Consider the following 13,333-nt stretch of genomic DNA (forward strand, 5'->3'; position numbering starts at 1 on the left):
GAACTACTTGCAGGGCGACGTTAAACACAACTGCTAAAGCGTTCGCCGCAAGCTCCCCGCAAGAGGCAACGCACAAGACGTAACCGCCTTTTACGAAGCGAAGGAGTTTATTCAAATGGCGAGCGACTTCCTGTTCACCTCCGAGTCCGTGTCCGAGGGGCATCCCGACAAGGTGGCCGACCAGATCTCCGATGCGATCCTCGACGCGATCTTCCGGCAGGACCCGCGCTCGCGCGTGGCCGCCGAGACACTGACCAACACCGGCCTGGTGGTGCTGGCCGGCGAGATCACGACCAACGCGCACGTGGACTACATCCAGGTCGCGCGCGACACCATCAAGCGCATCGGCTACGACGACACCGACTACGGCATCGACTACAAGGGCTGCGCGGTGATGGTCTGCTACGACAAGCAGTCCAACGACATCGCCCAGGGCGTGGACCATGCCAGCGACGACCACCTGAACACCGGCGCCGGCGACCAGGGCCTGATGTTCGGCTACGCCTGCGACGAGACGCCCGAGCTGATGCCCGCGCCGATCTACTACGCGCACCGCCTGGTCGAGCGCCAGGCGCAGCTGCGCAAGGACGGCCGCCTGCCCTTCCTGCGCCCGGACGCCAAGAGCCAGGTGACGATGCGCTACCTGGACGGCAAGCCGCACAGCATCGACACCGTGGTGCTGTCGACCCAGCACCACCCCGACCAGAGCGAGACGCCGACCAAGATGAAGGCCAGCTTCGTCGAGGCCGTGGTCGAGGAGATCATCAAGCCGGTGCTGCCCAAGGAGTGGCTCAAGGACACCAAGTACCTGATCAACCCGACCGGCCGCTTCGTCATCGGCGGCCCGCAGGGCGACTGCGGCCTGACCGGCCGCAAGATCATCGTCGACACCTACGGCGGCGCCTGCCCGCACGGCGGCGGCGCCTTCAGCGGCAAGGACCCGACCAAGGTCGACCGCTCGGCCGCCTATGCCGCGCGCTACGTGGCCAAGAACATCGTGGCCGCGGGCCTGGCGCGCCAGTGCCAGATCCAGGTGGCCTACGCGATCGGCGTGGCGCACCCGATGAACATCACGGTCTACACCGAGGGCACCGGCGTCATCTCCGACGAGAAGATCGCCGCGCTGGTGCGCGAGCACTTCGACCTGCGGCCCAGGGGGATCATCCAGATGCTGGACCTGCTGCGCCCGATCTACGAGAAGACCGCGGCCTACGGCCACTTCGGCCGCGAGGAGCCGGAGTTCAGCTGGGAACGCACCGACAAGGCCGCCGCGCTGCGCGCCGCTGCCGGCCTGTAGGCGGCCCCGCCCCCGATGAGCGCAGAGGCACCGCCCCTGTGGCGCGGCCCGCGCTGGGCCCTGGCGGCGCTGCTGGCCCTGCTGGGCACGCTGGCGCCGTTCGCGATCGACACCTACATCCCCGCCTTCTCCGGCATCGCCCGCGCGCTGGGCGCCACGCCGGTGGAGATGCAGCAGACGCTGTCGGCCTACCTGTTCGGCTTCGCCTGCATGAACCTGTTCCACGGCGCGCTGTCGGACAGCTTCGGCCGCCGGCCGGTGGTGCTGTGGGGCATCGCCGTGTTCACGCTGGCCTCGGCCGGCTGCGCGCTGTCGCGGGATATCGGGCAGCTGGTGTTCTTCCGCGCGCTGCAGGGGCTGTCCAGCGGCGCCGGCATGGTGGTCTCGCGCGCGGTGATCCGCGACGTGTTCCCGCCGGCCGAGGCGCAGCGCGTCATGAGCCAGGTGACGATCTACTTCGGCGTGGCGCCGGCCATCGCGCCCATCGTCGGCGGCTGGCTGTTCGTGCACCTGGGCTGGGCCAGCGTGTTCTGGTTCCTGACCGTGGTCGGCGTGCTGCTGTGGGCCTGCATCTTCCGGCTGCTGCCCGAGACGCTGCACGCCGGGCACCGCCAGGCCTTCCGCGTGCGCGAGCTGCTGCGCGGCTACCGCCAGCTGCTGGCCGACCCGCGCTTCCTGCTGCTGGCGCTGGCCAGCGGCATCCCGTTCAACGGCATGTTCCTGTACGTGCTGTCGGCGCCCGAGTTCCTGGGCACGCTGCTGCATCTCGCGCCCACGCAGTTCTTCTGGTTCTTCCTGCTGACCATCGGCGGCATCATGGGCGGCGCCTTCGCCAGCGGCCGGCTGGCCGGGCGCATCGCGCCCAAGCGGCAGATCCGCCACGGCTTCCTGGTGATGACCGTGGTGGCCGTGCTGAACCTGGCCGCCAACCTGCTGTGGACCGCGCACCCCGCCTGGGCGCTGCCGCCGATCGCGGTGTTCGCGTTCGGCTGGGCGCTGATGGTGCCGGTGGTCACGCTGCTGGTGCTGGACCTGTACCCAGCACGGCGCGGCATGGCGTCCTCGCTGCAGGCCTTCGTCGGCTCGGCCGCCAACGGCGTGGTGGCCGGCGTGGTCGCGCCGCTGGTGATGCATTCCACGCGGCTGCTGGCGCTGGCCTCGCTGGCGATGATGGGCGTGGGCCTGGCGGCCTGGATCGTGCTGCACCGCCGCTGGCCCGAGATCGGCCGCCACGCGCACACGCACGCATGACGGATGGGCGGCGGCGGGCTCAGCCGCCTGCCGCGTGCTGCGCGTGCAGCTCGTACAGCGCGTAGAACGGCACGCCCATGAACAGACGGAACGAGTGCCCCATGACCGCGTACAGCGGGTCGTAGCCCTCCATCACCATGTGCACCGCCTCCAGCTGCAGCCGCCCGTGCGGCGCGGTCAGCTCGGCGATGCGCAGCGGCCCCCAGCTGAATTCGGCCGCGGTGTGCCGCACCGAGGCATGCAGCCGCGCGTTGCCCGACGCCAGCCCGGACAGCGCGTCGAACACGAACACCGAGCCGGCCGGGGCCCGCGCGCCGAACTCCGCCAGAATGCCCCGCACGGTGGCCGGCGGCAGGTACATCAGCACGCCCTCGCACATCAGGAACACCGGCGCGCCCTGCCGGTCCGGCGCCAGCCCCAGGCGGTCCCACCAGCCCGGCTGGCCGATGTCCAGCACGGCCAGCCGGTGCCGCCGGCCGTCCGGACCGCCCCCCGGCAGCTGCCGGCGGATCGCCACCACTTCCTCCAGGTCCCCTTCCACCATGCGGCAGCGGCCGTTGTCCAGCCACTGGAAATAGTGGCTCAGGCCGCAGCCCAGGTTGACCACCTGCCCGGCCGGATGGCGCGCCAGGTAGTCCAGCGCGCGCTCGCGGAACACGCGCGTGCGCGCCAGCACGCCGTAGACGCTGGGCCGGTCGTCGAGCCAGTCCTGCCCGTCGTCGCCGATGGCATCCAGCCACGCGCGGGCATGGACGTCGCCGATCGCCACCTGCGGGAACAGCGCGTCGCCATGGGCGCGGGCCGCCAGCGGGATGCGCAGGGTCGAAGGCACGGCCGATAACGCCACGCTGCCAGAGGCGGGCGCCTTCCGACCGCGCCCCGTCCTCGGTGAAGTCGATTCGTGCATCCTTGCGACCTTAGCAAATCCCCGGCGCTGCGGTAATGCGCTTGCGCAAGATAGGGACGAATCGCCGTCTGCACCCGGCCACTTTTTTCGCCGGACCACTCTTGAAGCGTCACATTTCGCCGCTATGATTAGCACTCGCTGGGGTCGAGTGCTAACAGGCACCGCGATCCCGCGTCTTCGGGGCGGCAGCCCGCGGCTGCCCCCAGCAACCCAAGTGCAACGCAACCTTCTTCAGGAGATGCAATTGAAACTTCGTCCTTTGGCCGATCGCGTGATCGTCAAGCGTGTTGAAAGCGAAACCAAGACCGCCTCGGGCATCGTGATCCCCGACAACGCCGCCGAGAAGCCCGACCAGGGTGAAGTGCTGGCCGTCGGCCCGGGCAAGCGGGACGACGATGGCAAGCGCGTCGAACTGTCCGTCAAGGTCGGCGACCGCGTGCTGTTCGGCAAGTACTCGGGCCAGACCGTCAAGGTCGACGGCGACGAACTGCTGGTGATGAAGGAAGACGACCTGTTCGCGGTCGTCGAGAAGTAAGCCCTTCGCCCACCCCCTGTTGAAACGAATCCGGAGAAACATCCATGGCAGCTAAAGACGTCATTTTCGGCGGCGACGCCCGCGCCCGCATGGTCGAAGGCGTGAACATCCTGGCCAACGCGGTCAAGGTGACCCTGGGCCCCAAGGGCCGCAACGTGGTGCTCGAGCGCTCCTTCGGCGCCCCCACCGTGACCAAGGACGGCGTGTCCGTGGCCAAGGAAATCGAGCTGAAGGACAAGCTCCAGAACATGGGCGCCCAGATGGTCAAGGAAGTCGCTTCCAAGACCTCGGACAACGCCGGTGACGGCACCACCACCGCCACCGTGCTGGCCCAGGCCATCGTGCGCGAAGGCATGAAGTACGTGGCCGCCGGCATGAACCCGATGGACCTCAAGCGCGGCATCGACAAGGCCGTCGCCGCCCTGGTCGAGCAGCTGAAGAAGGCCTCCAAGGCCACCACGACCTCCAAGGAGATCGCCCAGGTCGGCGCCATCTCCGCCAACAGCGACGAGTCCATCGGCAAGATCATCGCCGACGCCATGGACAAGGTCGGCAAGGAAGGCGTGATCACCGTCGAGGACGGCAAGAGCCTGGACAACGAGCTGGAAGTCGTCGAGGGCATGCAGTTCGACCGCGGCTACCTGTCGCCCTACTTCATCAACAACCCGGAAAAGCAGGCCGCCCTGCTGGACAACCCCTACGTGCTGCTGTTCGACAAGAAGATCAGCAACATCCGCGAACTGCTGCCCACGCTGGAAGCCGTCGCCAAGGCCGGCCGTCCGCTGCTGATCATCGCCGAGGAAGTCGAGGGCGAAGCCCTGGCGACCCTGGTGGTCAACACCATCCGCGGCATCCTGAAGGTCGTGGCCGTCAAGGCGCCCGGCTTCGGCGACCGCCGCAAGGCCATGCTGGAAGACATCGCCATCCTGACGGGCGGCAAGGTCATCGCCGAGGAAGTCGGCCTGACGCTGGAGAAGGTCACGCTGGCCGACCTGGGCCAGGCCAAGCGCATCGAAGTGGGCAAGGAAAACACCACCATCATCGATGGCGCCGGCAGCGCTGCCGACATCGAAGCGCGCGTCAAGCAGATCCGCGTGCAGATCGAGGAAGCCACCAGCGACTACGACCGTGAGAAGCTGCAGGAACGCGTGGCCAAGCTGGCCGGCGGCGTGGCCGTGATCAAGGTCGGCGCCGCCACCGAGGTCGAGATGAAGGAGAAGAAGGCCCGCGTGGAAGACGCGCTGCACGCCACCCGTGCCGCCGTCGAGGAAGGCATCGTGGCCGGCGGCGGCGTCGCGCTGCTGCGCGCCAAGCAGGCCGCTGGCGCCATCAAGGGCGACAACGCCGACCAGGACGCCGGCATCCGCCTGGTGCTCAAGGCCATCGAAGCCCCGCTGCGCGAGATCGTCTACAACGCCGGCGGCGAAGCCTCCGTCGTCGTGAACGCGGTGCTGGCCGGCCAGGGCAACTACGGCTTCAATGCCGCCAACGACACCTACGGCGACATGATCGAGATGGGCATCCTGGATCCCACCAAGGTCACCCGCACCGCGCTGCAGAACGCCGCCTCCGTGGCGTCGCTGATGCTGACGACCGAGTGCATGGTCGCCGAGGCGCCGAAGGACGAGTCCCCCGCCCCGGCCATGCCCGGCGGCATGGGCGGCATGGGCGACATGGGCATGTAAGCCTCCTGTCGCAGGCCGTCCGTCCGGACGGCCCCGACCGAAGAAAAACCCGCCGGGCTCGCACCCGGCGGGTTTTTCGTTTTCGGGCTGGCCGGCCGGTGCGCGGCCCGGCGGGGGCGCTGCGTTGCCTGGCAGCGCCCCCTCCGCGCCTCAATCCAGCGTCAGCTTCTGCTTGCTCACCACGTCCTTGTAGATGGCGAACTCGTTGCGGATCTGCTCGGCGAACTGCTCGGGCGTGTTGGCGATCACCAGCGAGCCGGTTTCCTCGATGCGCTTCTTCACCGCCGGCTCCGCCAGCACCTTCTTCACGGCGGCATTGATGCGGTCCACCACCTCGCGCGGCGTGCCCTTGGGGCCGACGATGCCGTAGTAGGCCATGCGGTTCACCGGCTCCAGCCCCACCTCCTTGAAGGTGGGCACGTCGGGCAGTACCGCCAGGCGCTGCGGCGCGGCCACCACGATGGGGATCAGGCGGCCGTCCTTGATGAAGGGCAGCGACGAGGGCAGGTTGTCCAGGTTCATGTTCACCTGTCCTGCCACCACGTCGTTCAGCGCCGGGCCCGCGCCCCGGTAGGGGATGTGCGTCATCTGCACGCCCGCCATGCTCTTGTACAACTCCATCAGCATGTGGGTGATGCTGCCGGTGCCGGTGGAGGCGTACGAGTACTTGCCGGGGTTCTTCTTCAGCTCTTCGACGAAGCCCTTGTAGTCGTGCCCCGGGAACTTGGGGTTCACCGCGATCACGTTCGGCGTGGCGGCGATGTTGATGATGGGTACGAAGTCCGTCTCGGGGTTGTACGGGAACTTGGGCGTGATGGCCGGGTTGGTGGCCGTGGTGGACACGGTGGCCACGCTCAGCGTGTAGCCGTCGGGCCTGGCGCGCATGGCTTCGGTCGCGCCGATGGTGCCGCCGGCGCCGCCCTTGTTGTCCACCACCACCGGATGGCCCAGCTCCCGCCCCAGCGGATCGGCCACCACGCGGGCGATGATGTCGGTGGTGCCGCCGGCGGCGAAGGGCACGATCAGGCGGATCGGCTTGTTCGGGTAGGCGGCCTGGGCCAGCGCCGCTGCGCTCGCCGCAAGGACCAGGCCGCCCAGCAGCGCGCGGGCGCCGAGGCGCAAAGCAAAAGCAGGCATGTGCATCATCTCCTTCGGTGGTTGGTCAAAGAATGGTGGGTGCGCCGCTCAGGCGCGGCAGCGCACGATGTGGTGCTGCACCCCCAACGCGGCGCAGCGCGCAACGCCCAGCATAGCCATGTTGCGATCCATCTCGCCGAACAGCACGCCGATGGCATGGCCCACGCCGGCCTCCTCCGCCAAGGCAGCCACCACGGCTTCGATCACGCGCAGGGGCGGAGCTGCGTGCGCCTGCACTGCAGTGCATCCTCGCCGCTGAGCAGGCCCTTGACCTGCACCGGCCGGCAGCGGATGGCTCCGACGCGATCTTCCTGGCCGATGCGTGATGGTGTTGGCCCCTTCCCGGCTCAACAGGCATCGTCCGTTGCCGGTGCGCCGCCTGCGGCCTCTTCGCGCAGCACCTGCGTGGCGGCCTGCTCGACGATGCGCAGCACTTCCCGGCAGGCCGCCGTGGGCGGCCGCAGCGCCGACACCCGCAGCACGATGTTGCGGCGAAGTGCCGGCGCGACCACCGGGGCGGCCTGCAGCATGCCGGCCGCGACTTCGGCGCGCACCGCGCTGCCGGCCATGATGGCGTGCACGCCGGCGGTGCGGATCAGCTGTTTCTGCAGGTCCAGCGCATCGCATTCGGCCACCACGTTCAGGCGGATGCGGCGGCGCGCGGCCCAGTGCTCCAGCAGATTGTGGAAGGCGTAGGGACGCCCGGGCACCACCAGCGGCACCCCATCCAGCCGGGCGAAGGCCACGCTGGCGGCCGCGGTCAGCGGATCGCCGGGCGGCCCGACCAGCACGTGCGCCACGGTCCCGATCGGAATCTCCCGGCTGTGGTGTTCGCGCGCGTTGGTGGACAGCAGCGCCAGGTCGACGTCGCCCTCCGCGACGCGCTCGGCCAGCGCCCCGCTCAGGCCCGAGGAAAGACGCAGCACGATGCCTGGAAAGCGCTGCCGCACCGCCGTGAAGACCTCGGTCGCCAGCCGCGGCGAGAACGATGCCAGCACGCCCAGGTGCACCGTGCCGCTGGGCGTCCGCAGTTCGCCGCGAGCGTCCTGCAGCATCCGGTCGGCCTGCGCGAGCCAGTCGCGCACGCGCGGATACAGCCGCTGGCCGGCCTCGTTCAGCCGCAGCCCGCGCGCGCCGCGCTCGAACAGGCGTCCGCCGCAGGCACGCTCGATGGCCGCGAGCTGGCGACTCAGCGCCGGCTGCGCAACGTCGCGCGCCGCCGCCGCGAGGGTCAGGCTGCCAAGGTCGGCGATCTGCACGAACAGCCGCCACTGTTCCAGGCTGGGAGCGTTCAAGCCATTCCTCCGAAGGCATACGTAGTCTGCCCAGCATAACGATAGGCGCCATGCGCTGGGCTGCCTAGACTGGCCGCCCAGTGCCGGCGCCGTGCCGCCAGCGCGTCGCTGCCAGGACTCCACGCATGACCAGCCCCGCCGCCACCCGTCCCAACGTACTGTTTCTGATGGTCGACCAATGGGCCGGCCCGCTGTTCGGCCATGCCGGCCATCCGGTGATCCAGACGCCCACCATCGACCAGCTCGCGCGGCTGGGCACGCGCTTTCCGCACGCCTACAGCGAGTCGCCGATCTGCATCCCGGCACGGCGCAGCGTGATGACGGGCCTGTCGCCGCGTGGGCACGGCGACCGCTCCTTCCTGCCGGCCGAGCCGATGCCACGCACGCCGCTGCTCGCCCAGTGCTTCCGCAATGCGGGCTACCAGGCCCAGGCGATCGGCAAGCTGCACGTCTTCCCGCAGCGCGACCGCGTCGGATTCGACGATGCGCTGCTGGCCGAGGAAGGCCGCCCCGGCCTCGGCGCGGTGGACGACTACGACCTGTTCCTGGCCGACCGCGGCCAGGCCGGCCAGCAGTTCATGCACGGCATGAGCAACAACGGCTACGAGCACCGCCCCTGGCACCTGGACGAGTCGCTGCACGTCACGAACTGGATCACGCAGGCCGCCGCCCGCGCCATCAAGCGGCGCGACCCGACGCGGCCGGCCTTCTGGCATGTCTCCTACAGCCACCCGCATCCGCCGCTGGTGCCGCTGTCGGCCTACCTGGACCTGTACCGCGACGCCGAGATCGACCTGCCCGTGGCCGGCAACTGGTCGCGCCCTGCCGACCGGCTGCCCAGCGCGCTGCAAGTGATCCGCAACTACTGGCCCGCGCCCCACACGCCGGCCACGCACCGTGCGCTGCGCCGTGCCTACTACGCGCTGTGCACGCACATCGACCACCAGATCCGCGTGCTGATCGGCACGCTGCGCGAGGAAGGGCTGCTGGACGACACGGTGATCCTGCTCACCTGCGACCACGGCGACATGCTGGGCGACCACGGCCTGTGGGCCAAGCGGCTGTTCTACGAAGGCTCCGCACGCGTGCCCATGATCCTGGTCGGCACCCGGCACTGCGAACGCGTAGCGCAGGGCGGTGTGGACACGCGCCTGGTCGGCTTGCAGGACGTGATGCCCACGCTGCTGGACATGGCGGGCATCGCCGTGCCCGATACGGTGGAAGGCTTGTCGATGGTGGGCGAGCAACGGCGCGAGATCCTGTACGGCGAGTGCGGCGAGCAGCACAACGCCTCGCGCATGGTCCACGACGGGCGATACAAGCTGATCTGGTACCCGGCCGGCAGCGTAGTGCAGCTGTTCGATCTCGCGAACGACCCGCGCGAGCTGCACGACCTGTCCACCGACGCCGCCCCCGTGCGGCGTCGGCTGGAAGAGGCGCTGATCGCCTCGCTGTACGGCGACGACCTGCGGTGGGTACAGGGCGGCCGGGTGGCCGGCTATGCACCCGAAGGCCTGCGCCTGCGCCCGGACCGCATGCTCTCCGGCCAGCGTGGCGTGCACTACCCGCAGCCGCCGGTGGACCACCCGGACCGCACGGCCATCCGCCCCGCCTGAGAAGCCGTGCACGCATTCCCCGCGCCCGCGGCAAGGCCCTCCATCGGCGCATGCCTGCATCGCCATGGCCGCGCCTGGAACCCCGCACCTCGGGCCGAGGCGCCCAAAGACTGCGGTGCGCCGCACGCCGGCGTGGACGTCACCGATGCATCCGCATGCGCCCGGCGCCCGCCCACCTTTCCCCATGCCCACGACCGGAGACTTCCCCATGATGCACTTCCCGCGCCTCGACGCTGCGCCCAGCCCACCCACGCGGCGCACCCTGCTGCGCGGCGCCGGCCTCGCCGCCGCCTGTGCTGCCACCCCCTGGGCACTGCGACCGGCCGCCGCCCAGGGGGACTATCCCGACAAGCCGCTGAAGCTGATCGTGCCGTACCCTCCGGGCGGCAACACCGACGTGGTGGGCCGCATCTTCTCCACGCCGCTGGCCGAAGCCCTGGGCCAGCCCGTGGTGGTGGACAACCGCGGCGGTGCCGCGGCCGTCATCGGCGCCACGGCGGCCGCGCGCTCGGCCCCGGACGGCTACAACCTGTTCATCGGCGACCTGGGCAGCCTGTGCATCAACCGCGTCGCGCGGCCGGACCTGCCCTACGACCCGGTCCGGGACTTCACGCCCGTATCGTTGCTCGCCACCGTCTCGGTGCTGGTGGCCGGCCGCAACGACCTGCCGGCCGCGAACTTCCGCGACGTGCTGGCGATGGCGCGGGCACAGCCCGGCAAGCTGCGCTGCGGGACCAGCGGGGCGGGCAGCATCGGCCACCTCGTGCTGGAGATGGTCAAGCACATGGCCGGGGTCGACATCGTCCACGTGCCCTACCGCGGCGGCGCGGCGGCGGTGACCGACGTGCTGGGCGGCCACATCGACTTCATGATCGACGGTGCGGCCTTCACCCAGGCCAAGGCCGGCAAGCTCAAGGCCCTGGCCGCCACCGGTGACCGCGTGCCGGCGCTGCCGCAGGTGCCGACCATCGCCGAGTCGGGCATCCCGGGCTTCCACTTCACGAACTTCTGGGGCTACCTGATGCCGACCGGCGCGCCGACCGCTGCGGTCCAGCGCCTCAGCGGCGAACTCCAGCGCATCGCCAAGCTGCCGGCCGTGCGCCAGCAACTGGAGTCCGCCGGACTGGCCGCCGCCGGCTCGTCGCCGCAAGCGTTCGGGCAGGAGATCCGCGTGGCCTACGACAAGGTCGTGCAGATCGTGTCGAGCGCGAAGATCGAATTCAACGGTTGACCCCCGCGCATGGCTGCGCGGTACGCCTCGCGGCTCAGCGCTCGCGCACCACGGCCTCGGCCTGGGCGACGCGGGCCAGCGCCTCCTCGAAGCTGGTGAACCAGGCCTGCTGCACCGCTGGCGAGCAGTGCGGGATCCAGGTGCGCAGCGTGTCCTCGATCGCGCGGCGCAGGAGCTGGCCGGTCTGCTCCGCCGAGAAGCCCTGGCTGCCGGCGGGCGCGGCGCAGCCCATGCCGCGCAGCAGCTCCGTCGCCACGCCGGCCTGCGCCCGCGCGGACAGGCCGCCGACGTCGGTAGGGCGCCCGCGGCCGGTCACGCCGACGGCGGTGGAATCGTCGAACAGCGCGAAGGGCGGCATGCGCGCACTGCGGCGCGGCAGCGGCTCGCCGGTCATGTCGTCGTACAGCGCGTCCTCGTCGTCGAGCGGCTGCTCGTCCTCGTGCGCGGCCTCCACCAGCAGCGAGAAGCGGCCGATGCGCAGCACGTCGCCGGCGCCGAGCGGCGACTCGTCGGCCGGGCCCAGCCGCGCGCCGTTGTGGATCACCGGGTTCAGGCCCATGTTCACGAGCCGGAAGCCGTCGTCGCGCCAGTCCACGCGCGCGTGCAGCCGCGAGACCGAGCGCTCGGCGTCGGACAGGACCAGCGTGTTCTGCCGCGAGCGGCCCAGCGTGCCGCCCTTCTCGCCGAACACGGCACTGGCGGAGGGGCCGCCGTCGCCCTCGATGCGGATGCGCAGTGCAGACATCGCTCAGCCCCGCAGCCGGCCGAGCAGCGCGGCGGTCGCAGCGTCCAGCCCGTCGGCCGCGCCGCTGGACAGGCGCGGCTCGATGTCCTTGGCCAGCACCTTGCCCAGTTCCACGCCCCACTGGTCGAAGCTGTTGATGCCCCAGACCGAGCCGCTGGTGAACACGCGGTGCTCCTGCAGCGCGATCAGCGCGCCCAGGCTGCGCGGCGTCAGCGCCGGCAGCAGCAGGAAGGTGCTGGGCCGGTTGCCAGGGAAATCGCGGTGGCCGCCGGCGTCGGCCCTGCCCTGCATCAGCGCCTGGGCCTGGGCCAGCGCGTTGGCCAGCAGCGCGGCCTGGTGGCCGGGCAGCGTGTGCGCGGCCTCGCGCACGGCGATGAACTCCACCGGCACCACGTCGGTGCCCTGGTGCAGCATCTGGAAGTAGGCGTGCTGGCCGTTGGTGCCCGGCTCGCCCCACAGCACCGGCGAGGTGCCGTAGGGCACGGGCGCACCATGGCGGTCCACGCGCTTGCCGTTGCTCTCCATCTCCAACTGCTGCAGGTAGGCCGGCAGCCGCGCCAGCGCGCTGTGGTAGGGCGCGATGGAACGGCTGGTGAAGCCCATGAAGTTGCGGTACCAGACGTCCAGCAGGCCCAGGCGGATCGGCAGGTTGGCGGCCAGCGGCGCGCTGCGGAAATGCCGGTCCATCGCATGCGCGCCGGCCAGCAGCTCGCGGAAGCGCTCGGCGCCGATGGCGATCGCGATCGGCAGCCCGATGGCCGACCACAGCGAGTAGCGCCCGCCCACCCAGTCCCAGAAGCCGAAGATGCTGGCGATGCCGAATGCACGCGCGGCCGGCACGTTGCTCGACAGCGCGGCGAAGTGGCGCGCCACGTCGGTGCCGCCCTGCGCCTGGAACCAGGCCAGCGCCGAGCGCGCGTTCAGCATGGTCTCGGCCGTGGTGAAGGTCTTGGAGGCGATCAGGAACAGCGTGCTGGCGGGGCGCACCTGGCGCAGCACGGCGGCCAGCTCGTGCCCGTCGACGTTGGAGACGAAGTGCAGGCGCCGCCCGGGCGCGGCGTAGGCGTCCAGCGCGCGCACCACCATCTGCGGGCCGAGGTCGGAGCCGCCGATGCCGATGTTCACCACGTCGGTGATGGCCGCGTCGGCGCGCACCTGCTCGGCGTAGGCCAGCATCGCGTCCAGCGTCCGGTGCACCTCGGCCAGCGCCTGGTCCCAGGCCGCGCCGGCCTGCGGCGCGCCCGCCGGCGCGCGCAGCAGCGTGTGCAGCACGGCGCGCTGCTCGGTGTTGTTGATGGGCTCGCCGGCGAACATGGCGTCGCGGTGCGCCTCCACGCCGGCCTGGCGCGCGAGATCGAACAGCAGGTCCTCGGTGGCCGCGTCGATCCAGTTCCTGGACAGGTCGGCGAACAGCTCGGGCGCCTCCTGGCCGAAGCGCGCGGCGCGGCCAGCATCGGCCGCGAAGGCGCCGCGCAGGTCGAAGCCGCCGGCATGGCGCTGGCTGAGCGCCCGCAGCTGGCCCCAGGCGGGCAGCTGGTCGCAGCGTGGCCGGGTGTCCCAGGCAACCAGGCGCATGGGTGTACCGTCGCCCGTACCGGCTGCGGTGCGAGCCTCTTCGGGCGGCCGGGCGGGGC

Annotated in this window: 12 protein-coding genes; 6 read left to right on the forward strand and 6 right to left on the reverse strand. The window is 70.7% G+C overall.

Annotation, left to right across the window (positions count from 1 at the left end):
* Positions 1–115 precede the first annotated feature (115 nt).
* Together metK and QM782_RS03820 are read left to right on the forward strand one after the other, a co-directional pair.
* The gene (gene metK / locus QM782_RS03815) at positions 116–1,297 is read left to right on the forward strand and encodes a methionine adenosyltransferase (RefSeq protein ID WP_415201601.1); all 1,182 of its coding nucleotides are present in this window, start codon (positions 116–118) and stop codon (positions 1,295–1,297) included.
* A gap of 15 nt (positions 1,298–1,312) precedes the next feature.
* Complete coding sequence (locus QM782_RS03820; RefSeq protein ID WP_415201602.1) at positions 1,313–2,548, forward strand: multidrug effflux MFS transporter; 1,236 nt, start codon at positions 1,313–1,315, stop codon at positions 2,546–2,548.
* A gap of 19 nt (positions 2,549–2,567) precedes the next feature.
* On the opposite strand, the gene QM782_RS03825 is transcribed toward QM782_RS03820, so the two are convergent.
* The gene (locus QM782_RS03825) at positions 2,568–3,380 is read right to left on the reverse strand and encodes a class I SAM-dependent methyltransferase (RefSeq protein WP_415201603.1); all 813 of its coding nucleotides are present in this window, start codon (positions 3,378–3,380) and stop codon (positions 2,568–2,570) included.
* 319 nt (positions 3,381–3,699) lie between these two features.
* Between QM782_RS03825 and groES the strand changes: the two genes are divergently transcribed.
* On the forward strand, positions 3,700–3,990 hold the full coding sequence (gene groES, locus QM782_RS03830; RefSeq protein ID WP_415201604.1) for a co-chaperone GroES: 291 nt from the start codon (positions 3,700–3,702) through the stop codon (positions 3,988–3,990).
* 44 nt (positions 3,991–4,034) lie between these two features.
* Entirely contained in the window at positions 4,035–5,675 is a 1,641-nt protein-coding gene (groL, locus tag QM782_RS03835; protein WP_415201605.1) for a chaperonin GroEL, read from the forward strand.
* Positions 5,676–5,825: 150 nt separating this feature from the next.
* Here groL and QM782_RS03840 read toward each other — a convergent pair whose 3' ends face one another.
* From QM782_RS03840 to QM782_RS03850, 3 genes are all read right to left on the reverse strand, one after another.
* A complete protein-coding gene (locus QM782_RS03840; protein WP_415201606.1) occupies positions 5,826–6,812 on the reverse strand; it encodes a tripartite tricarboxylate transporter substrate binding protein BugE in 987 nt (328 codons plus the stop codon).
* A 48-nt stretch (positions 6,813–6,860) separates the two neighbouring features.
* Entirely contained in the window at positions 6,861–7,019 is a 159-nt protein-coding gene (locus tag QM782_RS03845) for a hypothetical protein (protein ID WP_415201607.1), read from the reverse strand.
* A gap of 140 nt (positions 7,020–7,159) precedes the next feature.
* Positions 7,160–8,107, reverse strand: a complete 948-nt coding sequence (locus tag QM782_RS03850) for a LysR family transcriptional regulator (RefSeq protein ID WP_415201608.1) — start codon at positions 8,105–8,107, stop codon at positions 7,160–7,162.
* A gap of 125 nt (positions 8,108–8,232) precedes the next feature.
* Between QM782_RS03850 and QM782_RS03855 the strand changes: the two genes are divergently transcribed.
* Together QM782_RS03855 and QM782_RS03860 are read left to right on the forward strand one after the other, a co-directional pair.
* Positions 8,233–9,723, forward strand: a complete 1,491-nt coding sequence (locus QM782_RS03855; RefSeq protein WP_415201609.1) for a sulfatase-like hydrolase/transferase — start codon at positions 8,233–8,235, stop codon at positions 9,721–9,723.
* Positions 9,724–9,931: 208 nt separating this feature from the next.
* A complete protein-coding gene (locus QM782_RS03860; protein WP_415201610.1) occupies positions 9,932–10,954 on the forward strand; it encodes a Bug family tripartite tricarboxylate transporter substrate binding protein in 1,023 nt (340 codons plus the stop codon).
* 34 nt (positions 10,955–10,988) lie between these two features.
* Here the strand turns inward: QM782_RS03860 and QM782_RS03865 are convergent, their stop codons facing one another.
* Together QM782_RS03865 and pgi are read right to left on the reverse strand one after the other, a co-directional pair.
* Positions 10,989–11,699, reverse strand: coding sequence for an FHA domain-containing protein (locus QM782_RS03865; RefSeq protein ID WP_415201611.1), 711 nt, complete (start codon positions 11,697–11,699; stop codon positions 10,989–10,991).
* A 3-nt stretch (positions 11,700–11,702) separates the two neighbouring features.
* Positions 11,703–13,274 (reverse strand): glucose-6-phosphate isomerase, encoded by a 1,572-nt coding sequence (gene pgi / locus QM782_RS03870; RefSeq protein WP_415201612.1) that lies wholly within the window; start codon positions 13,272–13,274, stop codon positions 11,703–11,705.
* Between the last annotated feature and the right edge of the window lie 59 nt (positions 13,275–13,333).

The organism is Pseudorhodoferax sp., assembly GCF_047601025.1.
In the GTDB taxonomy this organism is placed as follows: domain Bacteria; phylum Pseudomonadota; class Gammaproteobacteria; order Burkholderiales; family Burkholderiaceae_C; genus Pseudorhodoferax.